The sequence below is a fragment of the Novosphingobium sp. genome (genome assembly GCF_037133355.1).
Taxonomy (GTDB): Bacteria; Pseudomonadota; Alphaproteobacteria; order Sphingomonadales; family Sphingomonadaceae; genus Novosphingobium.
This window is the reverse complement of record NZ_JBAXOI010000013.1, coordinates 116278-140916: the sequence shown is the minus strand read 5'-3', so window position 1 is coordinate 140916 and position 24639 is coordinate 116278. Positions and strand designations below refer to the sequence as shown.

The following is a 24639-nucleotide window of genomic DNA, read 5'->3' as shown; positions in this document are numbered from 1 at the left end:
AACGCCGTCGGTGAGCTGATGCCTTGGACCGCCGTGGCCTGAGCACACCGCTTACAACTCATCCACTCTCTGCGTCATTGCGAGCGCAGCGAAGCAATCCAGAGCGATTGTGCGCGGCGCTCTGGATTGCTTCGCTGCGCTCGCAATGACGAGGTTTTTGTGATGATCAGTGCAGCTTCAGCCGCGGCCGCACGATCTGGTTCACATGTCCGATCACGATCAGCATGATCCCCCGCCACCAGCCGTGAATGGCAATAAGATGCATGCGGTAGAGCGACATGTAGACCATCCGCGCGATCCGCCCCTCGACGAACATGCGCCCGCCGACGAGGTTGCCCATCAGGCTGCCCACGGTCGAGAACCGGCTCAGCGAGACGAGCGAGCCGTGATCGGCATAGGCAAAGTCCTTGAGCGGTTGCCCGGCCTGCGCGCGGACAAGATTGGTGAACACGAGGCTCGCCATCTGGTGCGCGGATTGCGCACGCGGCGGCACCGGGCGCTCCTTGCCGGGGAGCAGGCACGAGGCGCAATCGCCCAACGCGAAGATGCGGTCATCGGTCTCGCTCTGCAACGTCGGGCGAACCACGATCTGGTTGCCGCGCGTGAGCGCCAGATCGCTCATCGTCTTGATTTCCTCGGCACCCTTCACGCCGGCTGCCCAGACAATGAGGTCAGCGGGGATCACATTGCCGTCACCGGTATGCACCGCGCGGTCTTCCAGCCGCACCACCTGCGTGCGCTCCAGCACCCGCACGCCCAGCTTCTCCAGCTCCTCGCGCGCGGTCTTGGCCAGCGCCTCGTCGAGCGCGGGCAGAATGCGCGGTCCCGCCTCGATCAGCGAGACTTCGAGCTTGGTCTCGTCGAACACCTCGAGGCCGTAATGCCTGAGCGAGCCCGCCGCATTGTAAAGCTCGGCCGCGAGCTCCACGCCGGTCGCGCCGCCGCCGACAATGCTCACCCGCACCCGCGCATCGGGATTGCCGGTGTGGTGCGCATGGTTGGTGCGCAGGCAGGCATTCAGGAGCTTCTGGCGGAACTTGTCCGCCTGCGGCCGGTCCTCGAGGAACATGGCGTGCTCGCGCACCCCCGGCACGCCGAAATCATTGGAAATCCCGCCGACCGCCATGACCAGATAGTCATAGCGCACGGTGTGCCGCCCGATCACTTCCTCGCCGCGTTCATCGAGCAGCGGCGAGGTGGTGATGGTGCGATGTTCGCGGTCAATGCTCTCGATGCTGCCCTGGAAGAAGCGGTAACCCCAGCGCACCGCGTGGCCGCCATAGCCCACCTCGTCGAGATTGGCGTCGAGCGAGCCCGCCGCCACTTCATGCAGCAGGGGCTTCCAGATATGCGTCAGGTTGCGGTCAATCAGGATGATGTCGTGCTTTTTGCGCCCATACTTCGAGCCCAGCTTGCGCACGAGTTCCAGCCCGCCGGCGCCGCCGCCCACGACAACGATCTGGGTCTTCTGATCCGGCACGCGCATTTCCCCCGCGCACGATCCTTGGCGCAAGTGTGCTTTGCCAGAAACAAACTGCCAAGATCAAGGCAAAGCGCCCTGCCTCTTGGTGAACGCGCGCGTTACGCCTTGGTATGTCCGCCCAGCGTGTCGGCAAACCAGTCGGCAATATAGTCGTTGCCGAAGCTCATGTTATCGGCGCCGACATGCTCCACCCCGCCCTCGCGTGCGGTGAAGATCTTGAGCTCGCGCCGAGGCGAATTGACCAGTTGGGCGTAACTCTGGTGCGCATAATCGACGCTGATTTGCCGGTCGGTCGCCCCGTGGGTCACCAGAAACGGCACCTTGATCCGGTCCAGATGGCCATTGAGGTTCATGTCGTTGCTCTTGGCGAGGAAGTCCTCGTGGTCCTTCGCGCCGAACACCCAATAGACATGGCCCCAGTAGTGCGGAACCGGATTCTCGCCCTCGCGCGCCATGCGCTTGTCCTGCACCTCGCGCCAGTTGTGGTTCGCGCCCCAGGCCGCGCCGCTGGCAAAGCGCGGCTCATAGGCCACCGCACGCGGGGCGAAGTGGCCGCCCAGGGAGATGCCCGTCATGCCGATGCGCTTGGGGTCAACCTCAGGCCGGGTTTCCAGCCAGTCGACCCACTTCGACGCCCACCGTTCGGAATAAGGCGTCGCGTTCAAGCCCTGCAACCGCAGCGCCTCGCCCGTGCCCGGCTGATCGACGCAGAGCGTGTGAATGCCGCGCTTGGCGAGCGCTTCGGGAAAGCCGCCCAGCCACAGCATTTCCTTCATGCTGTCGAGCCCGTTGCAATAGACCACACAGGGTGCGGGCCCTTCGACCGGCGCGCGGTGGAAATAGGCGGCGATCGTCTTGCCCTCGTAGGGGATTTCCACCCGCTCCAGCGGATCGGCGGAAAACTTCGTGCCGCGCTGGAAGCTGTCGAGCGCCTTGGCATAAGTCTGTTCGCGCCCAGCCGATCCATGCGCCTGCATGCGTTCGCCCGTCAGGTAGTAGATCGTCGCGCGCTTGAGCTTGGTTCCGGCGGAAAACTCGCGGCCGAGCGCGAGGTCTTCCTCGGCAAGGCCCACCAGCTTGTCGCCCATCTTGACCCATTCGGCCATGAAATCGGCGGTGCCGGCATCCGCGCCGCTTTGCGCCTTGGCGCGTAGCGGCTCGATCATGTCGACGATTTCGCCGATCCGCCCGCCGTTCTCCATCGCGATGGCGACCGAGAGGTTCCAGATGTAGTTGGGAAAAGGCTCGAACAACGCCATGGATCAGACCCCTGCCGGCTGGAACAGCGCCGCATCGGGCGCAGGGTGCGGCATGGTCTGCGGACCGCCGACGCCGATACCCCACTGGTCCATGATTTCGGGCGCGGGCGCAATCACCTGGGCCACGTGGTTCTCGAAATCGACCTTCTCGAGCTCGGCGGTATATTCCACCGCAAAGCCGCCCGGCGTGGTGAAGTAGCTGAACGTGTTGTTGCCCGCTGTGTGACGACCGGGGCCCCAGCGGATGTCGATCTTCTGCCGCTTCAGCCGCGCAACGCCGCGCATCATCTCGTCGACGTTGGCCATGTCGTAGGCCACGTGGTTGAGGCAAGCCGGCCCGGGGAGGAAGGCGATACGGTGGTGCGCCTCGTTGCAGCGCAGGAAGCACATGAAGTCGCCCAGCCAGTCGCTCAGCTTGAAGCCCAGCACGTCGATGAAGAACGCGAGTTCCTCGTGGTGGCGCGGCGAATGCATCACGATATGGCTGATCCGCTCGGGGATCGCCTCGCGCGGGGCGAGCGTGCGCGCCGTGCCGCGCGCGACACCGGCGGAGATTTCGTAGGGCAGCCCGTCCTTCGAGAAGAAGCGGAAGCCGTAGCCGCCGCCGAACTGGTCCAGTTCCTTCGGCTCCCACACGATCTGGCAGCCATAGTCGCGGACCTTGGCGAAGAGCGCATCGACATCGGCTGGCGTATCCGCCGCCAGCGCGATCACGTCGATCCGTTGCACCGCATCGGGCCGCAGCCGCACGACATAAAGTTCGTCATGCCCTTCGGCGGCGAAATAGACCATGCCATCGGCCTCATGGACCTCCTTCAGGCGCCAGTTTTCGGCATAGAAGGCGCGCTCGGCGGCAAGATCGGTGACGGCATAGCCAACATAGCGGATTTCAGTGACGCGGCTCATGGGGAGGCTCTCTCTAGTGGCGCTTGTGGAAGGTGCCGCCCTTCATGATGGCGGCGAGATTGTTCTTGTCCTGCAGGATACGGATATCGGCGGTGGGATCACCCTCGACCAGTAGCAGATCGGCGAGATAACCCGACTTCACCTCGCCGACTTCCCAGTCGACCAGCTCACCCCCGTGCTTCGTCGCGGCGACCAGCGCCTCGACGGGTGAGAATCCGAACAGATTGACGAAGTGCTCCAAGTCGCGCGCATTGCGGCCGTGCGGATTATAAGGAAAGCCATAATCACCGCCGGGCAGCACGCGGATGCCGCGCTTGCGCATCGCGGGAATGACCTTCTGGCCAAGCTCGATCCCGCGCAAGGCGCCGAGTTCCGCCGCCTCGGCAGGCCCGATCCCGAAGTCCTGCGCCTCATAGGCCCGTGCCCAGAGCAGGCCGACTGCTGGCGCGGTGAAAGTGGTGTCCTTGCGCGCCTCGAACATGTCGAGCGCCTCCTCATCTGCATAAGTGCAGTGATAGATCGCCCGGAAACCTGCCCGCAGCGCGCGCTTCACCGCATCGGCCCCTTGCGCATGGCACGCCAGCCAGATCCCCGCCTCGCGCGCTGCCTCGCCGATCGCCTGCGCTTCCTCTTCGGAATACATCAGGGTCTGCGAACCGCCGGGCTGGAAGGCATCGTCGCTCGACATCAGGAACTTGATCGTGTCGCAGCCGTCCGCCTTCTTCTGTGCGATGTATTCGCGAAGGTGCGGGATATCGCGCTGGTGCGTGGGATCATGCCCCGCCGGCACGCCGAGCACGCCTTCCGCGCCTTTCTCCAGCGCCGAGGCACGCAGGCGCGGGCCCGGAATGAACCCGGCGTCGATCATGTCGCGCAGCGCCGGCTCGATCCGCTCGCCGAGCGAGCCAGCCGAATAGACGCTGGTGAACCCGTGATCGAGCGTGATCCGCGCGTTCTGCGCGGTTACGAGCACATGCTGCTCGATCGGCAGCGGCTTCATCGTGTTGATCACGCGCTCGACAGAGGTCGGCCAGGTTAGGTGGCCATGCGCCTCGACCATCCCGGGCATCAGCGTGCGGCCCCGCCCCTCGACCACGGCCACGCCCTCTCGCGGCAGCCGTTCATCACCGTGCGCAACGGCTGCGATATGCTCACCGCGAACCAGAACCTCGCCCGGGAACAGCGGTGCGCCGCTCCCGTCGAAAATCATCACATCGGCAAACAGCGTGCCTGTCATGCGCCCGTATCCGCGACAAGCCCCGCTGCGGCTATTCCCGCCAGCGCGCACAGCTCGTCGTTGTCAGAAGTATCGCCCGTCACGCCCACCGCGCCAAGCAGGTCGCCTTCGCCGTCGCGGATCAGCACCCCGCCCGGCACCGGCAGCATCCCGCTCGGAAAAGCCGCCTGCAAGCCATTGAAAAACATCGGCATCGCCGCCGCGCGCTTGGCCAGTTCCCGCCCGCCAAAGCCCATGCCCAGGCAACCCGCTGCTTTGCCCATGGCAATCTCGGGCCGGTAGATCGAGGCCTGCTCGTCGCGCAGCAGCGCCAGCATGTGCCCGCCGCGATCCAGCACCACGCAGCAAAGCGGCGCCAGCGACAGACGCCGCCCTTCGGCCAGCGTCTCCGCCGCAATGATCTGTGCTTTCTCGAGCGTCAGCATGTCCCGGCCTCTCTCCCGACGCTCTTCTGCGGATGCCCGATCAATCTGTAAAAATGCTTGTTTGGATCAATGGGCATAAATCTTTTCTATGATCCCGCCAGTGCGATCGCCTCGATGCGGGTCCTGAGCCAGGTCAGCCCGGCATCGTCCTTGCGCCCGGGATGATAGCTCAGCATCTGCTTCATCGCAGGAATCTCGAACGGCACCGGCGCGCTGGCGATGGCGAACCGCCCCTTGAGCTGCGCGGCGAGGCGCGAATGCATCACCGAGAGGCGGTTCGTGCCCTCGATCAGCCAGGGCACCGCCGTAAAGATCGCCACCGTCGCTTCGATATTGCGGCTGCGCCCCATGAGATCGAGCTGCCGGTCAGCGTAGGAAAGCGTCTGCCCGCCGCCAAGCACCACCGCGATATGGCCCGCCGCGAAGAACGCTTCCTCGGTAATCGTGCCGCCTGCGATGGCGGGATTGCCGCTCCAGCCCGCCACCACCTGCGGCTCGTGATAGAGCACATAGGAGAGGTGATTGCCGCCGATCACATATTCGGGGGTGATGGTGATATCGATCTTGCCTTCCTCCAGCTCCTGCACCGTGCCCGGCTGCGGCAGCCCGCAATCGATCCGGATGCCGGGCGCTTCCTCGGCCAATTGCGCCACCAGCGGCACGATCAGCGAGGCGAAGACATAGTCCGATGTCACCACCTTGAAGCTGCGCTGCGAAGTCACCGGATCGAAATGGGGCGAGCGCGAAAGCATGACCTCGAGCCCGAGCAGGCTCTCGCGCACTTGCGGCATCAGTTCGTCGGCAAACGGCGTCGGATGCATGCGCTTGCCTTGCAGCTGGAGCAGCTCGTCGCCGAAATACTCGCGCAGCCGCGAAAGCGCAGCGCTCATGGCCGGTTGGCTGAGGTTGAGCCGCTCCGCCGAACGGCTCACGCTGCGGGTCGCCATCAGCGCATCGAACGCGACGAGAAGGTTGAGATCGAGACCCTTGAAGCGCATCCTGACAATGCTCCTGCGGGGCCCTTGCTGCCCCATGTATCCACACGGGTTATATGATTTTATGCATCATGACAATTTTACTTGATTGATGATTTCGCCCAGACCAGCATCAAACAGATGGGAGAAGGTGAAATGGCAATCGACCGGCGCACATTCGTGGCCGCCACAGCGGCGGGCCTTGCGTTGGGCGCGGCCCCGCTCGCAGCAGCCAAGGCGGTGAAAGCCGCAGCGGCGCCCGGCCCCTTCCCGGCAGATTTCATCTGGGGCGCCGCAACGGCAGGGCACCAGGTTGAGGGCAACAACGTCAACGCCGATTGCTGGCTGCTCGAAAACATCAAGCCCACCGCATTCACGGAACCCTCGGGCGATGCGGCCAACAGCTTCGAACTGTGGCGCACCGATCTCGGGCTCGCGAAGAACCTTGGCCTCAATGCCTATCGCTTCAGCCTCGAATGGGCGCGGATCGAGCCCGAGCCGGGGCAGTTCTCGATCGCCATACTCGATCACTACAAGGCGATGATCGAGGGCGCACGCGCCATCGGCCTCAAACCGATTGTCACCTTCAACCACTTCACCACGCCGATCTGGTTCGCCGCGCGCGGGGGGTGGATGAACGACGAGGCGCCGCAGCTGTTCGCGCGCTTCTGCGATCGCGCGGCGCGCCATCTCGCCGGTGGAATCGATCACGCGACAACGCTCAACGAGCCCAATCTGGCCGGTGTGCTCCAATATCTGCTGCCGCCGGGCCTGCTCGATCAGGACAAGGCCATGGTCGAGGCCGCCGCGAAGAAACTCGGCGTGCCGCTGTTCCTCGCCGGCAACGCGCTTTACCAGCCTGATCCCGCCAAGGTTCAGGCGCACTTGCAGGCCGCCCACACCCAGGGCAAGGCCGCGATCAAGGCGGTGCGCGGCGATCTCCCCGTCGGCGTCAGCCTCGCGATGATCGATGATCAGGAAGCGGAGAAGGGCTCGGTGCGCGATGCCATGCGCGAGAAGTTCTACAACTCGTGGCTGCGCCTCGCCCGGGCCGATGATTTCCTCGGCGTGCAGAACTACGAGCGCGCGCTCTGGGGCAAGACGGGCAAGCTCCCCGGCCCTGCCGATACCCGCCGCAACTATATCGGCGCGGAAGTCTATCCCGCCTCGCTCGCGGGCGCGGTGCGGTATGCCCACGAAGTCGCGCAGGTGCCGATCATGGTCACCGAACACGGCGTGGGCACCAGCGACGATACCGTGCGCGCCTGGATGATCCCCGAGGCGCTCGACCACCTCAAGGCCGCGATGGCCGATGGAGTGCCGGTCAAGGGCTATTGCCACTGGTCGCTGATCGACAACTTCGAATGGGTTTTCGGCTATCGGCCCCAGTTCGGCCTCCACAGCTTCGACCGCCAGACGTTCGTGCGCACCCCAAAGCCCAGCGCCTTGGTCTTCCGCGACTATATCAAGAGCCACACGGCAGGAGCCTGATCCCATGCGCAAGACTTTCGCCCTGCTTCTCGCCTGCCTGACGGCCCTCGCAGCCGCTCCGGCGCTGGCACAGATGCCTGCGCTACCGCCCGCCGACACGGTCCCGCCCATCCCCGGCGAGCAGATCGTGCTCAATGATGTGCCCTCAGGCGGTGAGACCTGGACCCGCGTGTTCGGGCAGGTCTGGGCGCGCAATGTCCAGCGCTCGACGCTCTATGTCGTGCGCCCCATGAACGGGCGCGGCAATGGCAAGTCGGTGATCGTGATTCCGGGCGGCGGCTACATGTTCGTCTCGATCGACAGCGAGGGCTTCCGCGTCGCCGACCGGCTCGCCGCGCAAGGCTACACCGCCTTCGTGCTCAAGTACCGGGTCAACCCCACCCCGCCGACAGCCGAAGGCTTCATGGCCGAGATGGCGTCGAAGTTCGGCTCGCTCGGCAAGGGGGAATTGCCGGACTTGCCACCCGCAGTCGACGATCTCGCCGCCTCCATCGCGGTGGTCTCGGCGCGTGCGGCGGAATGGAAGCTCGATCCGAAACAGATCGGCGCGATCGGCTTTTCGGCCGGCTCGCGCACCCTGATCCGCCTTCTCGAACAGAAGAAGGAAGCCGCGCTGCTGCACCACGTCGGCCTCATCTACCCGCCGATGACCCAGACCGTCACCGGTGGCCCCCGCCCGCCGCTGTTCCTCGCCATCGCCGCGCACGATCCACTGTTCAAGCAGGGGGGGCTGAAGCTCGTCGATAGCTGGCTCAAGGAAAGCGACGCGCTCGAATTCCACCTGTACTACGCAGGCGAGCACGGTTTCGGCATGATGCCCAAGGGCACGACAAGCGACCGCTGGATCGACCAGTACATCGACTGGCTGGCGGTCCAGTGACGGCCTTGCGGCGCCTTCTCGCCTGCGTTCTCCTCGCGGCGGCCAGCCCGGCGCTTGCCGGGGAGCCGGTGCGCGATTGCCCGCTTGCGACGGCGTCGCTCGGCATCGAGTCGCCGCTTTCGGATGTGCTGATGCACCCCCAAGGCCGCACCGCGCTGGAGGCCGTCGCATCCGATCTGGTCAGCGGCTTCACCCGCAATTTCGGCGGCGGTGATCTTCCGCCCGGCTTTGCCAATATCCTGAGCGTGGGCTCGCTGCTCGAAGTGCGCGCCGATGGCGAGGCGCTGAAAGGCCCATTGGCCGCAAGGCTCGCCGCGCTGCCCGTCGATGATGCCTTCACCCTCGCCCGCTGCGCCCGCTATGACAACGACCGCCCCGCCCTGCCCCCGGCGGACGGGCGCCCACAGCTCCTCGTCTTCGAGAAGATAAACGGCTTCCGGGACAATCCTTCCGTCGATGCCGCTCGTACCCGTCTAACCGCCATCGCCAAGGCGCGCGGCTGGCAGATCGTGTTCACCGACCGCGGCGGCGTAATGAACGAGACAGACCTTGCGCGCTTCGCTGTCGTCGTGTGGAACAATGTCAGCGGCGATGCGCTCACAGTGCCACAACGCGCCGCCTTCCGCGCCTATATCGAGCAGGGCGGCGGCTTTGTCGGCATTCACGGTTCGGGCGGCGACCCCAAGTGGTTCTGGGACTGGTACGCCGACACGCTGATCGGCGCGCGCTTCATCGGGCACCCCGGTCGGCCGCAATTCCAGACCGCCACTGTCCACATGGTCGATGCCCGCAGCGGCATCGGCAAGGGGGTGGCCGAGGCATGGCCGCTGCTTGAGGAATGGTACTCCTTCGATCGCAACCCCGTAGACGGCGGCGCGGTCGCCGTCGCGACGATCGACGAAAAGGACTATCAGCAAATCGGCTATCGCGGCGAGAGCCTCTCGATGGGCTACCACCCCATTGCCTGGCGCAAGGCCGTCGGGACGGGCCGCGCATTCTACACCGCCATCGGGCACCGCCCGGAAAACTACGATGCGCCGCAAGCTGCGGCGCTGCTGGCCAATGGCATTGTCTGGGCAATGGAAGCAAAGGGAACCAAACCGCATGACTGAGACAGCGCCCATCACCGCCATCGGCAACGCCCTTATCGTCGGCGGCGGCATCGGCGGCATGGCCGCCGCGCTGGCGCTCGCCGCGCGCGGGGTAACGGCCGAACTGATCGATATCGATCCGGACTGGCGCGTCTATGGCGCGGGCATCACCATCACCGGCCCCACGCTGCGCGCCTACCAGCGGCTCGGCATGGTCGAGGATATCGCGCGCGAGGGTGCCATCGTCTCGGGCTCACGCATGTTCCTGTTCAACGGCATGCATATGCGCGATCTTGACGAGCCCCCGATCGAGGAAGGCCTCCCCGCAACCGGCGGGATCATGCGCCCCGTGCTCCACCACCTGATGCAGCAGCGGATCGAGGCCGCCAGCATCCCCGTCCGCCTTGGCGTGACCGTCGAGACCCTCGCCAACCGCGACGGCGGCGTCGACGTGACCTTCTCTGATGGCACCGCCGGGCGCTATGACCTCGTCATCGGCGCCGACAGCGTACGCTCACGCGTTCGCGAACTGGCCTTTCCGCACATGGGCGATGCCGTGCGCACCGGACAGGGCTGCTGGCGCGTCGCCATGGCCAAGCCCCCCAGCCTCGAACGCGGCGAGATGTTCTTCGGCCACCGCTACATGGTCGGCATCACCCGCTGCGGCGTGGACCGCATCTACATGTGGCTGCTAACCCCGCACGAGGACCGCGAGGAGCGCCTCGAAGGCGAGGCGCTGGTTGACCAGATGAAAACCCACCTCGCCGATTTCGCAGGAAATGCCGGCTGGGTGCGCGATACCATGTCCGCGCAGGACTGGGTCAACTACCGCCCGCTCGAGGCAAAGATCCAGCCGCGCCCATGGTCCGACGGGCGGATCGTGCTGCTCGGCGATGCGGTCCACGCGACCACCCCGCACCTCGCCTCTGGTGCTGGCATGGCGGTCGAAAGCGCGCTTGTGCTGGCCGAGGAACTCGCACGCGCTGGGACCGCCGAGGACGCACTCATGGCCTATGAGGAACGCCGCTACGAACGCTGCCGCGATGTGGTCGAGACCAGCGTGGCAATCGGCGCGGCGCAGCTGGCCGGACGGCCGGGTGAAGAAATCGGCGGCATCATGGGCGCGGCCCTGCACCGACTGGCGGGGCCGTTCTGACGGGAAAGCATAATCACCAACCATTCGTCATTGCGAGCGCAGCGAAGCAATCCAGAGCATCCAGGCACAACCGCTCTGGATTGCTGCGTCGCTGCGCTCCTCGCAATGACGAGGGTGAATGACAGCCAAAGCGAACGCCCCCGCCCTCAATCCGCGTGGCGCAAGTAAGCCAGCGCCATTTTGGCGAGTTCGTCCTTGATCACGCCCCACAAGTGCGGGTCGCTTGATTCCGGGGTCGAGCCAAGGCCGAACTGGCGCGCGATGGTGGCGAACACGATCTGGAACACCGTCAGCGCCTTGGCCTCGGCGTCGGCGGCCTTGATCTCGTCGCGGTAGGACAGGATCGCTGCGACCGATTGCTCGGACGAGCGCCGCGCGGTTTCCTTGCCCGGTTCGGACACGGCCGGGTCGACCGCCGCGCGGTTCATGATCGTGCCGAGCAAGGGCGCATGCTCCTGCAGGAATGCGCTATAGCGCGTGATGTAGCGTGGCAGGAAATCGGCAAGCGTCGGCGATTCAGCGCGGGTCGCCTCGATCATCGCGCTTTCCTTGGTGATGATCGCCTGCAGTTCCTCGGCGATCACGGCGTGGAGCAGCCGGTCCTTGCTTTCGAAGCGCAAGTAGATCGAACCGATCGAAACCTGCCCGCGCTCGCTTACGTCCTGCAGGGTGAAGCTGTCGCCACCCGTCTCGATCATCAGCGCCTTGGTCGCCTCGATCATGCGTTCGAACGAGGCGAGACTGCGCCCCTGGCGCGGCTTGCGGCTAAGCGCGTGGAGCGCAAGCGCTTCGGTGTGTCGGGTCGCTGTTGACATTGCCTTGCTAGACCCTACTAAAACAGGAACGTCAATTCTAATTTGATTCGCCTGATCCATATCAGAATGCTCCGTACCATTTGACCGGTGCGGCACGGACAGGCGCACGGGAGATGGTCTGCACATGCGCTTCTCGGTGTTCCTCAACGCGCGCACGATGCGCCCGGAAGATGACCGGCAGCTGATGAAGGATCTGGAAGCGCACGCCTTGCGCGCCGGCAATCTGGGCTTTTCGGCGATCTTCATGCCAGATCACCATTTCAACGGCTACATGCCGGTGGCGAGCGACAGCTTCATCTTCGCCGCATACCTCGCCGCGAAAATGCCGCAGATGCATTTCGGCTTTTCGGTGGTTTCAGTGCCGCTCCACCACCCGGTGCGCTTTGCCGAGCGGATCAACATTCTCGACCAGCTTACGGACGGCAAGCTGCTTGTCGGCATCGGCAGCGGCACGACCCCAGAGGAAATGATCGGTTTCGGCGTCAACTACAAGGACGCGGGCGCCATCTCCGACCGCAACCTCGAACTCGCCGAAGCGCTCTGGGCCAAGGCCATGGAAGACCCGGCGGTCGAGATCGACAACGGGCCGCATCAGGGCCGCGTGCTGCAACGGATCGCGCCTGCCGCCTATTCGCCCCGCCACGCCCGCCTCATGCCGGTCGCGATGAAGGAAACCAGCGCGCGGCGGGCGGCGGTCAACGGCTGGCCCGCCTTTATCCCCGCCTTCACGCCTCCGAAGATCGGCGGCACCGAGCCTTTCGTCCACGTGAAGAAGTATTTCGATGCCTATCACGCGATGCTGACCGAGGCCGGTCATCCGGGCGACACCGTCGCTGCCGCGCTCGACTGGACCACCCACACCTACCAATGCGTCCACGTGGCTGAAAGCGACGACCAGGCGCGCGAAGAACTCGAAGTCATTCTGCGCGGCTATCAGGCCGCCTTGGAGCGCGAGGCCGAATTCAATGCGCGCGCCGAGAGCAATTCCGAGAACAAGAAGACCGACCGCACTCCAAATGCGCTCACCGAGGACTGGATTGGTACCTGGTGCCTCTATGGATCGCCCGAAACCGTGATCGGGCACCTGCAGCCCTACAAGGACCTCGGCATCGGCAACGTGTTGTGCGGTACGACGACCGGCCCGCTCACCGAAGAGCGGCTGCGGCTCGGCAACCAGACGCTCGATCTGCTCGCACGCCATGTCATGCCGGCGCTGGGTTGATCGAGCGCATGGATGAACAATCAATCCATTCCATGGATGATAAACGATGAAAACATACTATTTCACTTAATAGACAGGATCGGGCAGGAGACAGGAAATTCCGCCATTCCGGATGGGTTCTGCCACTGCGGCAGACCCGTCACGATCGGTCGAAGCGTTCACTTACAACACATTTGGATTTGTTTTCCGGCTTTAACCAGATGCCCCAAGCTCAAGCGGGGTGCACATTGGGAGGGATCATGCGCAACTTCATCCACGGAACCAGCCTGCTTGCCGGCTGCGCCATCATCGCCGTCGCCGCGCCTGCACACGCCCAGCAGGCCGCGCCGGCCGAAGCAGAGGCTTCGGCCCCTGAAATCGTCGTCACTGCGCAGAACCGCTCGCAGAACGTCAATGACGTGCCGATCGCGATCAACGTGATCAGCGGCGACCAGCTCAAAAAGGTCGGCTTTTCCGATCTCAACGACATCGACAAGATCGCACCTGTCGTCCAGCTCAATCAGGATCAGGGCACGGTCAAGATCACAGTGCGCGGTGTCGGCACAACCTCGAATGACGAAGCGCAGGACACTTCGGTCGTCATCAACATCGACGGCGAGTACCTCAATCGCCCCAACGTGATGGGCATGTCGCTGTTCGACATGGACCGCGTCGAAGTGCTGCGCGGGCCGCAGGGCACGCTCTATGGCCGCAACTCGACCGGAGGCGCGATCAACTTCATCACGCGCAAGCCGGGCAAGGAGTTCGGTGTGGACGCGACCGTAAGCTACGGAAATTACAACGCTGTGCGCGCTGACGGCGGTATCGACCTGCCGCTCGGCAGCATCGCAGCGGTGCGCATTTCGGGCTTTTATGAGGACCGCGACGGTTACAACAAGCACCCCGCAGGCGGTGGCTTCTTTGTGTTCCCGGCCTATGCCGCAGGCCGCTCGGACGACAACAACGCCTACGGCATCCGCGGTTCGCTGCGGCTTGACCCGACGTCGTCGCTCTCGATCAATCTCGCCGGTGAATATGCCAAGCGCAGCTTCAGCCCGGGCATATTTGCCGCAGGCGATCTCAATGCGCCCGGTAATGGCCCCAGCGGCGGCGTGTGCAACAACGGCTTCACCCGCGTCGCTCCGGCCTATGCGCAGGTCCTTTGCGCACCAACCAACACCACCCTGCTTTCGAAGATCGACCGCAACAACTACGCCGCGCCGCTTTTCGGCATTGGCCATGTCAGCCAGGACACCTGGGCCATTCGCGGGCGGGTAGCCTACGAGATCAGCGATGCTGCGACGCTGACCTACGTCGGCGGCTATCGCAAATACACCGGTGATCCGAATGGCCGCCTGACCCTTCCGATCATCTACCAGTCATACACCTATGCGGACGAGGCCGACACGCAGAGCCATGAACTGCGCGTCAACGGCAAGATCGGCGGAATCATTTATCAGGTCGGTGGTTTCTACTTCAAGGAGAAGCTGAACCGCGAGAACGGCTTCCTGCTGCCCAGTTTCATCTTCGGCCTACCGCCGTTCGGCCCCAACGGCCCCACCCCGGGCACCTTCCTCAGCTACTTCGTGCGCAAGGTGAACAGCGACAGCAAGTCTGTGTTCGGCCAGGTCGAAGTGCCGCTGGGCGAGACGCTGACAGCCGTTGGCGGTCTGCGCTACACCGACAACAAGCGCAGCGCGACTTACGTCAATGCCAGCCCCTTCGGCCCAGGCATTCCCGACTTTGCCGGCCTGATCGGCCAAGGTCCGGGACGCAAGGACCTGACCAAGCTGAAGTTCGTCTCGACCCTGCCGCTCGGCAGCAAGGACAGCAAGGTGACCTGGCTCGCCGGGCTCAACTTCAAGCCCAATTCGAACACCCTAGTCTATCTGAAGGCCTCAACCGGCTTCAAGGGCGGCGGCTTCGACTCGGTGGGCACCTACAAGCCCGAAACGAACACCGCCTTCGAAGGCGGCTGGAAGCAGACCTTCGGCGATCACCGCCAACACCAGTTCAACCTTGGCGCGTTCTACTACGACTACAAGGATCTGCAGGTGTCGGTGCTCCTCGACACCACCGTCGGCGGCCAGACCTTCAACGCGGGCAAGGCAAAGATCTGGGGTATCGAAGCGTCGGGCAGCATCCAGCTCGATGACAACACTAACTTCCACACTTCGATCAATTACCTCAACGCCCAGTACAAGGAGCTGCTCGCGCAGTTCAACGTGTTCGACACCACAGGCGCGCTCAACGGTATCGGCGATCTCGATCCGACCACCCCTGGCATCCAGCAACCCAACTTCGCGGGCAACCGCCCGGCGTTCTCGCCCAAGTTCATCATCACCGCCGGGATCGACCACACCTTCGAGTTGGGCGGCATGGGCAGCCTGACCGCGCGGGCGGACACCACGTTCAAGTCGTCGTACTTCACCGACTTCTACAACTACCGCGACGGCACGCAGGGCGCGTTCACCCAGAGTGACCTCAGCCTCGAGTACCAGTCGGCCAACAAGATGTACTCCATCATCGGCTTCGTGAAGAACCTCGAAAACAACCGCCCGCTGACCTATGGCAGCTTCGTCTCGGCCGGTCCGGACGATATCTTCAACTGGCAGTTCGGCGCCCCGCGCACGTACGGCGTGCGGCTCGGCGTGAAGTTCTAAGACAAGACCCATGAGGGGGCGGTTGGCGACCGCCCCCGACAACCGGCAGCCAGCCGATCGAAAAAGGAGACCGGACATGCAATTGTCCGCCTGCATCGAATGGCAGTTCGCCGAAGGTAACGATACACTGGCAGACCGGGTCCGCGCCGCGAAAGCGGCCGGGCTTGAACACGCCGAATTCCACCTCTGGCGCGACAAGGACATGGCAGGCCTTGCCACCGCACTTGCCGAAACCGGCGTCTCGCTCACCGGCTTCTGCGTCGATCCGCGCCGTTCGATCGTCGATCCTGCGCAGCATGAGGAAATGCTGCAGGCGGTTGCAGATACCCTGGCAGCGGCAAAAATCGTCGGTTCACCTCCGCTGATCGTCGCTTCCGGGTTCACCCGCGAAGGCGTCTCGCCGGAAGAGCACAAGGTCGAGGCGATCTCGGTGCTGCGCCGCGCCGCGACCCTTGCCGAAGCCGCCGAGGTTACGCTCGTGCTCGAGCCGCTCAACGACCGCGTCGAGCATCCCGGCATGTACCTCGTCGATACCGCCCTCGCGCTCGACATCATCGAAGCGGTCGGCAGCCCGCGCCTCAAGCTGCTCTACGATGTTTACCACAGCCACGTGATGGGTGAGGACATGCGCGCCGTGCTCTCGGGCCGGATGCACCTCGTGGAGCATGTGCAGGTAGCGGACAGTCCCGGCCGAAATGAGCCTGGCACCGGCACGATCGACTGGCCGGCCGCCATCGCCATCTTGCGTGAGCTTGGCTACACCGGCGCGCTCGGTCTGGAATACCGGCCGACGCTGGATGCCGCCGCCTCGCTTGCCGCCAGCCGCCAAGCGCTCGGTGTCTAGCCCCCGGCTCTCGCTGGCCGAGCGGGCGAGCTACGGCTTCGGCGATTTCGGCTACAGCCTTGCCTACAACATGGCAGGCGCGTTCCTGCTCTACTACTACACCAACGTGGTCGGCCTGCCGGCCGCGGCGGTTGGCACGATCTTCCTCGTCGCGCGCCTGCTCGATGCGGTGATCGATCCGCTGGTGGGCATAGCGGTTGACAAGACCCGCACCCGCTGGGGCCGGACCCGACCTTATTTCCTATTCACTGCAATGCCTTACGTCGCAGTATTCATCGCGACTTTCAGCGTGCCGCACTGGAGCCAGAGCGCGCAGCTGGTTTATGCCTTCCTCACCTTCAAGGCGCTGGGGATCATCATGAGCCTCGGCTCGATCCCCTACACCGCGCTGATGCCGATGATGACCGCCAATCCGGCCGACCGGCTGCGGCTCGGCGGCTGGCGTTCGATCGGCACATCGGTCGGGGTCATCATCGGCACGGCGGCGACGATGCCGCTGGTCGGCGCGCTGGGCGGCGGGAACGAGGCGCGCGGCTTCTTCGCCACCACGCTGGTGTTCGGCGCGCTCTCGCTCTTCGCGTTGACCATGCTGTTCCGCAATTGCCGCGAACGGATCGAGGACGACGCCGCACCCTCGGCCTTCCGCGTTCTGCCCGCAGTGGGTCAGATGCTGCGCAACCGGGCGTGGGCGGTGTGCTTCGCTTTCTGCCTGCTCTACTTCATCCGCTTCGGTGCGATGCTGGGCCTGACGATCTTCTACGCCAAGGACGTGCTGCAAAAGCCGTGGCTGATCCCGATCATGCTGCCGATGGTCTCTGGCGGTCTCCTCATCGCCGCCTTCATCGCCCCGCCGATCCTCAGCCGCACCGGCATCCGCAAGGGATGCATCGGCGCCATCGTGCTCGCGCTCGCGCTGTTCGGCGCGATGGCAGCGCTCGATCATGGGCCGGACTGGCGCATCGGCGGGCTCAGCGTGCCGCCGTTGCTGCTACCCTACTTCGCCTTCTCGATCGTCACCTCGGTCACGATCACCGGCATCTTCTCGATGGCCGCCGCCTCGGTAGACTATCACCAATGGCTCCACGGCGTGCGTTACGAGGGCCTGCTGTCCTCGGGCATCAGCACCTCGACCAAAGTCGGCATGGCGGTGGGCAGCGCACTGGGTGCCTTTGTGCTCTCATGGGCCGGCTACGTGCCCGACGCGGTAACCGACGCTGCCCGTTCCGATATCCGCAGCGCCTATTTCCTGGTCGCGGGCGGCCTGCTCGCGCTGCAGGCGGTGGCGGTCTGGTTCTGGCCGATGGATGACGATTGGCGTGGGAGCACAATCCGCACTTGACGCGGCCCCCACAATTATAGAATGAGCATTCTAATTAAAGAACAAGGAATCGCAGGCAGCCATGCGGTTCCGATTCAACGGCAAAGCGGCGCTTTGGCAGCCGCCCATGGGGAGATAACCACATGCCGATCAAGCGCGGCGTAAGCCTCTACAGTTTCCAGAACGAGACCTTCCAGGGCAAGATGACCCTTGAAGACTGCATCCGCACCTGCGCCGAAATGGGCGCAAACGGCATCGAGGTGATCGGCGAGCAGACCTTCTGGGGCTGGCCCGAGCAGGAGGTCGATCCGGCCGAGATCGACACCTGGCACCAGCTTATCGCCAAGTACGATTGCGTCCCCGTCAGCCACGACTTCATGCTCGACTACAAGCGCTACAAGGGCCGCGAGATGCCCTTCGACGAGCAGGTCGCGAGCGTGCGCAAGGACATCGATTTCGGCGCCCGTCTCGGCATGAAGTACATCCGCGCGCTCGTCTCGATCGCGCCGGAAGTGCTCGTCGCCGCCGCACCTTATGCCGAGGAAAAGGGCATCAAGATCCTCATCGAAGTCCACGCGCCCCTGCACTTCGATCACCCGTGGATCATCCGCCATGCCGAGTGCTTCGAAAAGTCGGGCTCCGATGCGCTCGGCTTTCTCCCGGATATGGGCATGTTCCTCCATGCCTTCCCGCCAGTGTGGAAGGAGAAGTTCCTGCGCATCGGCGTGCCGCAGAACATCGCCGACTACATCGAGAAGGCCTATGCCGACCGCGTCCTCTCCGAATACGTCATCCTCAACGTCCAGCAGATGGGCGGCGTCGGCCCCGCACTCGGCATGGCCGAAACGCTGCGCCACAACGCCGCGTTCGAGCCCAAGCGCATGCTCGACTACATGCCGCGTATCCACAACATCCATGGCAAGTTCTATGAAATGACGGCCGACTACGTGGAGCCGTCGATCCCCTACGATGAAATCGTCGCGGTGCTGCAGCAGGGTGGCTACGACGGCTACATCTGCTCCGAATACGAAGGCAACCGCTGGATCGAGGACGCGATGGAGCCCGACAGCGTCGAACAGGTCCGCCGTCAGCAAGTCATGCTCGCCACTTTGCTCGGCGAACCCGCCCCCCAGCTTCGCGCCGCGGCCTGAAAGGATCACATGCCATGATGGACAACAAGATGATCGTCGAGGGCAGCCTCGAGACAAGCGACCTCGGCTTCGCCTTCTACGGCCGCCTCCCCTACTACCGCGGCCTCGGCCTCTCGATGATCGAGGACATCCAGATCACCGTGGACGGCGACCTTATCCCGCGTGCCGACGTGCGCTTCCACGTACGCGGCAAGACCTACACGCTCGACCAGATGGAAACGGTCTACGACGACCGCTGGAACTTCGGCGAAAAGGCCAAGATCATCGCGATGAAGCCCGGCGGCCTTCCCGCAGGCGATCACAAGGTAGAGTTCGCCGTGCGCATGCGCGTGTCCTACCTGCCCTTCGTGCCCACCACGAAGGACACCAAGGTCCTCGCCCTCGCCGCCTGACATGACTGCGCTTTCCCTCGATCAGGCCGCCTCGCTCACGGCGGGCGCAGCGATGTGGTCTTCGGTCGCGATCCCCGAAGCGGGCATCCCCGCCTTCACCATGAGCGACGGTCCGATGGGCATCGCCAGCGGCAAGGTCGATGAACGCGACGTCGCGCGGCTCTCCCCTTGCGCAACAGCGCTCGGGGCGAGCTGGGACGTCGATCTAGCAAGGCGCATTGGCACACTGGTCGGGCAGGAGGCGGTGGGGCGCGGCATCGATATGGTGCTGGCCCCCAATATCAACCTTGCCCGCAGCCCGCTGGCTGGCCGTGCTTTCGAGTATTTCTCCGAAGATCCATTGCTGGCCGGAATCCTGGGCGCGGCCTGGATTAGCGGCCTGCAATCCACCGGCACCGGCTCCTGCGCCAAGCACCTCGTGTGCAACGACAGCGAAACCGCGCGCGACAGCGTCAATGCCGTGGTTGACGAACGCACCTTGCGCGAGGTCTACCTGATCCCCTTCGAATTCGCCGCGACTGCGGGCTGCGCGGGAATGCTGGCGGCCTACAACCGCGTCAACGGCGACTACTGCGCCGAGCAGCACCATGTCCTCACCGAAGTGGTGAAGGGGGAGTGGGGCTATCAAGGCGTGATCATGTCCGACTGGTTCGGCACCCATAGCACCGCGCCCACGCTGGCGGCCGGGCTTGATCTCGAAATGCCCGGCCCCGCCCGCTTTCTTGGCGCCAAGGCTGCCGCTGCGGTTGCCGATAGCGCGCTCGTCGAAGCTCGCGTGCAGGATGCAGCAGCCCGCGTCGCCGCCACTGCCCGCCGAGTAACTGGTTCCAAGTCACTGCCGCTGGCCCAAACAGAAGCAACCGCGTTGCTAGAGGAAGCCGCCGCCGCCGGCATGGTCCTCCTCAAGAACGAAGGCGCGCTCCTCCCACTCGATCCCACCATGATCGGCACGCTCGCGGTTGTCGGCCCGAATGCCGCTGCCCCCTGCTTCCAGGGGGGCACTTTCGCCAAGATCTCGGTGCGCCCGGACCTCGCCTCGCCCATCGAGGCGATCCGCGCCCGCTTTGCGCCGCATTGCAAGGTGCTCTTCGAACCCGGGGTCGATCCCGCCCCGCGCCTGCCGCTCATGCCGGTCAAACCGGCGCACGAAATTGGCGATGGCTGCACGCGCGGCATGACGCTCGAATACTTCGCCAACACCGATTGCAGCGGCGAGCCCCTCACTCGCGAAACGCGCGATACCAATTCGCTCGTCTGGTTCGCGGGCATGCATGATCAGGCCCCGTTTGCCAAAGGCGGCTCGATCCGCGCTTCGGGCCGCTTCACCGCCGCAAAGGCCGGCACCCACCGCTTCCACCTCGGCGCCACCGGCGTCTCGCAGATGCTGGTGGATGGCCGCGAGATCCTGACCACTACCGAATGCCCTCCGGGCGATACCATGGGCGTGCTCAAGGCCGGTGACAGCGAAAGCGCGCCCGTGGAGCTCGCCGCAGGCCAGACGGTAGACGTCACTGCCGAATTCACCTTCACCGGCGCCCGCGTCCACGGCCTGTGGTATGGCATCCGCGCGCCCGGCAGCGGCGAGGAGCTGCTCGCCGCCGCCGAAGCCGCGGCCCGAAGCGCCGATGCCGTGCTGCTGATCGTCGGCGAAACGTCCGACAGCTCCGTCGAAAGCAAGGACCGGCCCGATACGCGCCTCGCTCCCGGCCAGCTCGAACTTATTGCCCGCGTCACCGCCGTGAGCCCGCGCGTTGCGATCATCACCAATGTCGGCCACGCCTACGATGCCACGTGGGAAGACCAGGCCGCCGCCCATCTCGCCACATGGTACCCCGGCGAAGGCTTCGCCGCCGCGCTCGCTGCCGTTCTGGCGGGAGACCGCGAACCGGGCGGCCGCATGCCCGTCACCATCGCGCGCCATGAAGCCGACTATCCCGGCTATGCGCTCCAGCCCGCACCGGACGGCTCGCTTCCCTACAGCGAAGGCACTCGCATCGGCTATCGCGGCATAATCGCCGCAGAGAAGACCGCGCGGCACACCCTCGGCGCGGGCCAAGGCTACGCTCGCTTTAGCTGGACCGATGCCGACGCTGTGCCCGGCGGCATCGCCGTGACTGTGTCGAACCTGTCAGACCGCCCCGGTGCAGATGTCGTGCAGGTCTATCGTGACGAACCCGAACCCACGCTGATCGGCTTCGCAAAGGTCCACCTCGCCCCCAGTGAGAGCCGGCGCGTGGAGATAACCCTCCCATGCCGCCGCTTCATGATCTGGGGCGAAACCGGCTGGCAGCTCCTGCCCGCACCGCACCACGTGCGCGTGGCGCGCCATGCCGAGGATGCGGGCCTGGCGCTCGTCATCGACCCGGCCTCCCTTGGCCAGACCGGTCCCTAAAGCGCCCTGTAGCGGAAATCGCGGAACACGGCCTGCCCCTTGCCCGCTGCAAACAGCGCCGGGCGCAGGCTCGCCAGATCGTCGGCGGTATTGGCGTTGTAGCCCGAGACTTCGGAGCGCACCGCGTGCCGGGTCCAGTTCGCGCCGTCGGTGCTATAGAAGAAGGTCACGATCTGGTCTTGGTTGACGATCCGCAGGTGCATCTGCCGGGCTGGCGGCGCCGGCTCGCGCCAGTACATCGGCTGTCCGCCGCGGTAGCTCTTCATCCCAGCGCCATCGATGCCCATGCCCAGAAACAGCCGCCGGTTGTAGAATAGCAGCAGCCCCGCCTCGGCCGCGCCTTCCACTCCCACCGAGACGGTGATTTCATAGGCCCGGTCACCCACTTGCTGGGTCAGCACCGCGCCATCCGCCGGCCCGCCGCCCTTGCCCGGCAACACCAGTCGGCCGCCGCCCATGGCAATGGAAGCAGCCTCATCGGGGCTTACGCCATAGGCCGTCCAGCGCGTGCCCAGCGAGGATGATGCAAAGGCATCGGAGCGCGCCATGCCATGCGGCCCGCCGGATTTGCCACCCGGCATCGGCAGTGCCCACGAAAGGTCCCCGCCCAGCGCGCGCGGCCAGCCATCCGCTGTCCACACGAAGGGCTCGAGCAAGGTCTGCCGCCCCAGCGTGCGGTAGCCATTCTCGTAGCCGTGGTAGACGAAGTACCACTGCCCGCCCGGCCCCTCGACCGCCGTCGCATGCCCGCGCGACCACCAGGCCTCGCCCGGGTCCTGTGTTCGGATGATCGGATTGTGCGGGCAATTTTCCCAAGGCCCGTTCACTGAACGCGAACGCGCGGCTGTCACCATATGCCCTGTCGGCGGCCCGCTCGTGCCGCCCACCGCCGTGATGATGTAGAACCACTCGCCCCGCCGCAACAGCTTGGGGCCTTCCAGCGCATAGGCCTCGGTGATCCAGTCGTCGGGATACTTCCACCCGTCATAGGCATGCGTGACTGGCCCCGTCACCGATAGGCCATCATCCGCAAGCTGCACCCGTTCGATCCCGGAAAGGAACAAGTAGCGCTTGCCATCCTCGCCCACGACATGCCCCGGATCAATGAAGCCCCGGATGCCGAGATCGACCGGCTCGCTCCACGGCCCGGCAATGTTGTCGGCATGGATCGCCCAGATTTGCGGCGCGTCCTTCACCTTGGTCGACCACGTCGCCGGGATGAAGGGGATGTAGATGAAGTAGCGCCCGCCATGCTTCACCAGATCGACCGCAAAGCCGATCGCTGCCGGATGCGCTAGCGCTGGTCCCACCGGCACCCAGTTCACCAGATCGCGCGAGTGCCAGATCAGAAGGCCTGGCGCCGCATCGAAGCTTGAATGCGTGAGGTAATAGTCGTCCCCGTCCTTGAGGACCGAGGGATCGGGATAGTCCCCGGCGAGCACAGGATTGCGGAACGTACCATTGCCAAGATCGGCCTTGCGCTGGCCCTCGATGCCCTTGCCCCACAGGGGCGCTGGGGCGGATACTGCTGCCCGCACCGTTCCTGGCAGCGCCGCGCCCGAAAGCGCAGCCCCGCCGAGCGTAAAAAGCGACCGGCGGTCGAGATCAAAGTCAGCCACGGCAAGTCCTTTCAGGGCTCAGGCCCGGTTGACCAGGTTCTCGCACCATTCCTGACGGCCCGATTTGCGCACTGGCTGAAGGCCACGAGCCACCGCGTGGTCGGCAATCCCGCCCAGGGTCGTGCCCTCGGCATGGATCATCTGCCCGAGCGGCCCCTGCCATCCAGCGTAGCGTTCGGCGCGGAAGTGCTCCAGCGCGCCATCCTCGATCAGCGCTGCGGCGCGCAGGAGGGCGCGGGCGATCGTGTCGATCCCGCCGATGTGACCGTGGAACAAGTCTGCCGCGTCCACCGACTGGCGCCGCACCTTGGCATCGAAATTGAACCCCCCGGTGGAGAATCCGCCAGCGCGCAGCCATTCAAGCATGGCCAACGTCCATTCCTCGACTGAAGCCGGGAACTGGTCGGTATCCCAGCCGTTCTGCGGATCGCCGCGATTGGCATCGATCGAGCCCAGAATGCCCAGCGCCCGCGCCATGGCGATCTCGTGCTCGAAGCTGTGCCCGGCCAGCGTCGCGTGGTTGGCCTCGATATTGACCTTGACCTCGCCCTCCAGCCCATAGCGCTTGAGGAAGCCGTAAACCGTCTGCACATCGAAATCGTACTGGTGCTTGGTGGGCTCGTGCGGCTTGGGCTCGATCAGGATCGTGCCCGTGAAGCCGATGCGGTGCTTATGCTCGACGACAAGGCTGAGGAACCGCCCGAAGTTGTCGAGCTCCACGCCGATCTCGGTGTTGAGCGGCGTGTCATAGCCCTCGCGCCCACCCCACAGCACATAGTTTGCCCCGCCCAGCCGGTGCGTCGCCTCGAGGCAATCGCGCACTTGCACTGCCGCCCAGGCAAAGACCTCGGGATCGGGATTGGTCGCCGCACCCGCCATGTAGCGCGGATGACCAAACAGGTTCGCCGTGCCCCACAGAAGCTTGCGCCCATGCGCCGCCTGCAACGCCTCGAGATGATCGACCGCCTCGGCCAGACTGCTGCGATAGGCCGCGATGGTTTCGGCCTCCGCCATCACGTCGACATCGTGGAAGCAGTAGTAGGGCACATCGAGCTTCTCGATGAAGGCCAGAGCCGCCGCACGCTTGGCCCGCGCCGCCGCCGCATCGTTTGCCCCGCCCAGCCACGGACGGCTGAACGTGCCCGCACCGAACACGTCGCTGCCCGGCCAGCAGAACGTGTGCCAAAAGCACACCGCAAAGCGCAGGTGGTCTTCCATGCGCTTGCCCATCACGATCCGGTCCTTGTCGTACCAGCGATAGGCAAGATCATTCGTGCTTTCAGGGCCTTCGTAGCGGACCTTGTCGAACGGCGCGAAGTAGTCGGCAGACATCGGGGTTCCT

20 protein-coding genes are annotated in these 24639 nt (G+C 64.9%); 11 read left to right on the top strand and 9 right to left on the bottom strand.

Translation table 11 applies throughout. The features are described 5' to 3' along the window. Nucleotides 1-166 precede the first annotated feature (166 nt). The 6 genes from WCL10_RS13925 to WCL10_RS13900 form a co-directional block, all read right to left on the bottom strand. Nucleotides 167-1486, bottom strand: a complete 1320-nt coding sequence (locus WCL10_RS13925) for an NAD(P)/FAD-dependent oxidoreductase (protein ID WP_336896262.1) — start codon at nucleotides 1484-1486, stop codon at nucleotides 167-169. Between the two features lie 95 nt (nucleotides 1487-1581). Continuing rightward, nucleotides 1582-2742 (bottom strand): alpha/beta hydrolase, encoded by a 1161-nt coding sequence (locus tag WCL10_RS13920; protein ID WP_336896261.1) that lies wholly within the window; start codon nucleotides 2740-2742, stop codon nucleotides 1582-1584. A 3-nt stretch (nucleotides 2743-2745) separates the two neighbouring features. Further along, on the bottom strand, nucleotides 2746-3648 hold the full coding sequence (locus WCL10_RS13915; protein ID WP_336896260.1) for a VOC family protein: 903 nt from the start codon (nucleotides 3646-3648) through the stop codon (nucleotides 2746-2748). A gap of 13 nt (nucleotides 3649-3661) precedes the next feature. Then, nucleotides 3662-4885, bottom strand: a complete 1224-nt coding sequence (locus WCL10_RS13910) for an amidohydrolase family protein (RefSeq protein WP_336896259.1) — start codon at nucleotides 4883-4885, stop codon at nucleotides 3662-3664. Continuing rightward, nucleotides 4882-5310, bottom strand: coding sequence for a heme-binding protein (locus WCL10_RS13905; RefSeq protein ID WP_336896258.1), 429 nt, complete (start codon nucleotides 5308-5310; stop codon nucleotides 4882-4884). The genes WCL10_RS13910 and WCL10_RS13905 overlap by 4 nt, the downstream gene beginning before the upstream one ends. Before the next feature lie 86 nt (nucleotides 5311-5396). Then, a complete protein-coding gene (locus WCL10_RS13900) occupies nucleotides 5397-6308 on the bottom strand; it encodes a LysR family transcriptional regulator (protein ID WP_336896257.1) in 912 nt (303 codons plus the stop codon). A gap of 117 nt (nucleotides 6309-6425) precedes the next feature. On the opposite strand from WCL10_RS13900, the gene WCL10_RS13895 reads away from it, so the two are divergent. Genes WCL10_RS13895 through WCL10_RS13880 form a run of 4 tightly spaced genes read left to right on the top strand, consistent with a single transcriptional unit; the run spans nucleotide 6426 to nucleotide 10902 of the window. Next, nucleotides 6426-7775: a family 1 glycosylhydrolase gene (locus WCL10_RS13895; protein ID WP_336896256.1), complete on the top strand. Its 1350-nt coding sequence runs from the start codon at nucleotides 6426-6428 to the stop codon at nucleotides 7773-7775. Nucleotides 7776-7779: 4 nt separating this feature from the next. After that, nucleotides 7780-8655: an alpha/beta hydrolase gene (locus WCL10_RS13890; protein WP_336896255.1), complete on the top strand. Its 876-nt coding sequence runs from the start codon at nucleotides 7780-7782 to the stop codon at nucleotides 8653-8655. Next, complete coding sequence (locus WCL10_RS13885) at nucleotides 8652-9767, top strand: ThuA domain-containing protein (protein ID WP_336896254.1); 1116 nt, start codon at nucleotides 8652-8654, stop codon at nucleotides 9765-9767. The genes WCL10_RS13890 and WCL10_RS13885 overlap by 4 nt, the downstream gene beginning before the upstream one ends. Then, the gene (locus WCL10_RS13880) at nucleotides 9760-10902 is read left to right on the top strand and encodes an FAD-dependent monooxygenase (RefSeq protein ID WP_336896253.1); all 1143 of its coding nucleotides are present in this window, start codon (nucleotides 9760-9762) and stop codon (nucleotides 10900-10902) included. Before WCL10_RS13885 ends, WCL10_RS13880 begins: the two co-directional genes overlap by 8 nt. Before the next feature lie 146 nt (nucleotides 10903-11048). Here WCL10_RS13880 and WCL10_RS13875 read toward each other — a convergent pair whose 3' ends face one another. Then, nucleotides 11049-11717: a TetR/AcrR family transcriptional regulator gene (locus tag WCL10_RS13875; protein WP_336896252.1), complete on the bottom strand. Its 669-nt coding sequence runs from the start codon at nucleotides 11715-11717 to the stop codon at nucleotides 11049-11051. Nucleotides 11718-11841: 124 nt separating this feature from the next. On the opposite strand from WCL10_RS13875, the gene WCL10_RS13870 reads away from it, so the two are divergent. From WCL10_RS13870 to WCL10_RS13840, 7 genes are all read left to right on the top strand, one after another. Beyond that, a complete protein-coding gene (locus WCL10_RS13870; RefSeq protein ID WP_336896251.1) occupies nucleotides 11842-12939 on the top strand; it encodes an LLM class flavin-dependent oxidoreductase in 1098 nt (365 codons plus the stop codon). A gap of 239 nt (nucleotides 12940-13178) precedes the next feature. Beyond that, complete coding sequence (locus WCL10_RS13865; RefSeq protein ID WP_336896250.1) at nucleotides 13179-15581, top strand: TonB-dependent receptor; 2403 nt, start codon at nucleotides 13179-13181, stop codon at nucleotides 15579-15581. 76 nt (nucleotides 15582-15657) lie between these two features. Beyond that, nucleotides 15658-16425: a TIM barrel protein gene (locus WCL10_RS13860; RefSeq protein ID WP_336896249.1), complete on the top strand. Its 768-nt coding sequence runs from the start codon at nucleotides 15658-15660 to the stop codon at nucleotides 16423-16425. Beyond that, complete coding sequence (locus tag WCL10_RS13855) at nucleotides 16379-17764, top strand: glycoside-pentoside-hexuronide (GPH):cation symporter (RefSeq protein ID WP_336896248.1); 1386 nt, start codon at nucleotides 16379-16381, stop codon at nucleotides 17762-17764. The genes WCL10_RS13860 and WCL10_RS13855 overlap by 47 nt, the downstream gene beginning before the upstream one ends. 122 nt (nucleotides 17765-17886) lie before the next feature. Continuing rightward, nucleotides 17887-18894 carry a TIM barrel protein gene (locus tag WCL10_RS13850; protein WP_336896247.1) on the top strand — a complete coding sequence of 336 codons (1008 nt, stop codon included), beginning with the start codon at nucleotides 17887-17889 and terminating at the stop codon, nucleotides 18892-18894. A gap of 14 nt (nucleotides 18895-18908) precedes the next feature. Next, nucleotides 18909-19286: a DUF6379 domain-containing protein gene (locus WCL10_RS13845; protein ID WP_336896246.1), complete on the top strand. Its 378-nt coding sequence runs from the start codon at nucleotides 18909-18911 to the stop codon at nucleotides 19284-19286. A 1-nt stretch (nucleotide 19287) separates the two neighbouring features. Beyond that, nucleotides 19288-21678 (top strand): glycoside hydrolase family 3 C-terminal domain-containing protein, encoded by a 2391-nt coding sequence (locus tag WCL10_RS13840; RefSeq protein WP_336896245.1) that lies wholly within the window; start codon nucleotides 19288-19290, stop codon nucleotides 21676-21678. On the opposite strand, the gene WCL10_RS13835 is transcribed toward WCL10_RS13840, so the two are convergent. Next, on the bottom strand, nucleotides 21675-23297 hold the full coding sequence (locus WCL10_RS13835) for a family 43 glycosylhydrolase (protein WP_336896244.1): 1623 nt from the start codon (nucleotides 23295-23297) through the stop codon (nucleotides 21675-21677). The genes WCL10_RS13840 and WCL10_RS13835 overlap by 4 nt on opposite strands. Before the next feature lie 18 nt (nucleotides 23298-23315). After that, nucleotides 23316-24629 (bottom strand): xylose isomerase, encoded by a 1314-nt coding sequence (gene xylA, locus WCL10_RS13830; protein ID WP_336896243.1) that lies wholly within the window; start codon nucleotides 24627-24629, stop codon nucleotides 23316-23318. Nucleotides 24630-24639 lie beyond the last annotated feature (10 nt).

Excerpts from the sequence above, each read along its gene's own strand:
- WCL10_RS13840 (WP_336896245.1), top strand. The coding sequence starts at position 19,288 with ATGACTGCGCTTTCCCTCGATCAGGCCGCCTCGCTCACGGCGGGCGCA.
- WCL10_RS13910 (WP_336896259.1), bottom strand. The coding sequence starts at position 4,885 with ATGACAGGCACGCTGTTTGCCGATGTGATGATTTTCGACGGGAGCGGC.
- WCL10_RS13880 (WP_336896253.1), top strand. The coding sequence starts at position 9,760 with ATGACTGAGACAGCGCCCATCACCGCCATCGGCAACGCCCTTATCGTC.
- WCL10_RS13890 (WP_336896255.1), top strand. The coding sequence starts at position 7,780 with ATGCGCAAGACTTTCGCCCTGCTTCTCGCCTGCCTGACGGCCCTCGCA.
- WCL10_RS13875 (WP_336896252.1), bottom strand. The coding sequence starts at position 11,717 with ATGTCAACAGCGACCCGACACACCGAAGCGCTTGCGCTCCACGCGCTT.
- WCL10_RS13850 (WP_336896247.1), top strand. The coding sequence starts at position 17,887 with ATGCCGATCAAGCGCGGCGTAAGCCTCTACAGTTTCCAGAACGAGACC.
- WCL10_RS13915 (WP_336896260.1), bottom strand. The coding sequence starts at position 3,648 with ATGAGCCGCGTCACTGAAATCCGCTATGTTGGCTATGCCGTCACCGAT.
- xylA (WP_336896243.1), bottom strand. The coding sequence starts at position 24,629 with ATGTCTGCCGACTACTTCGCGCCGTTCGACAAGGTCCGCTACGAAGGC.
- WCL10_RS13845 (WP_336896246.1), top strand. The coding sequence starts at position 18,909 with ATGATGGACAACAAGATGATCGTCGAGGGCAGCCTCGAGACAAGCGAC.
- WCL10_RS13860 (WP_336896249.1), top strand. The coding sequence starts at position 15,658 with ATGCAATTGTCCGCCTGCATCGAATGGCAGTTCGCCGAAGGTAACGAT.
- WCL10_RS13920 (WP_336896261.1), bottom strand. The coding sequence starts at position 2,742 with ATGGCGTTGTTCGAGCCTTTTCCCAACTACATCTGGAACCTCTCGGTC.
- WCL10_RS13925 (WP_336896262.1), bottom strand. The coding sequence starts at position 1,486 with ATGCGCGTGCCGGATCAGAAGACCCAGATCGTTGTCGTGGGCGGCGGC.
- WCL10_RS13900 (WP_336896257.1), bottom strand. The coding sequence starts at position 6,308 with ATGCGCTTCAAGGGTCTCGATCTCAACCTTCTCGTCGCGTTCGATGCG.
- WCL10_RS13905 (WP_336896258.1), bottom strand. The coding sequence starts at position 5,310 with ATGCTGACGCTCGAGAAAGCACAGATCATTGCGGCGGAGACGCTGGCC.
- WCL10_RS13855 (WP_336896248.1), top strand. The coding sequence starts at position 16,379 with ATGCCGCCGCCTCGCTTGCCGCCAGCCGCCAAGCGCTCGGTGTCTAGC.
- WCL10_RS13865 (WP_336896250.1), top strand. The coding sequence starts at position 13,179 with ATGCGCAACTTCATCCACGGAACCAGCCTGCTTGCCGGCTGCGCCATC.
- WCL10_RS13895 (WP_336896256.1), top strand. The coding sequence starts at position 6,426 with ATGGGAGAAGGTGAAATGGCAATCGACCGGCGCACATTCGTGGCCGCC.
- WCL10_RS13870 (WP_336896251.1), top strand. The coding sequence starts at position 11,842 with ATGCGCTTCTCGGTGTTCCTCAACGCGCGCACGATGCGCCCGGAAGAT.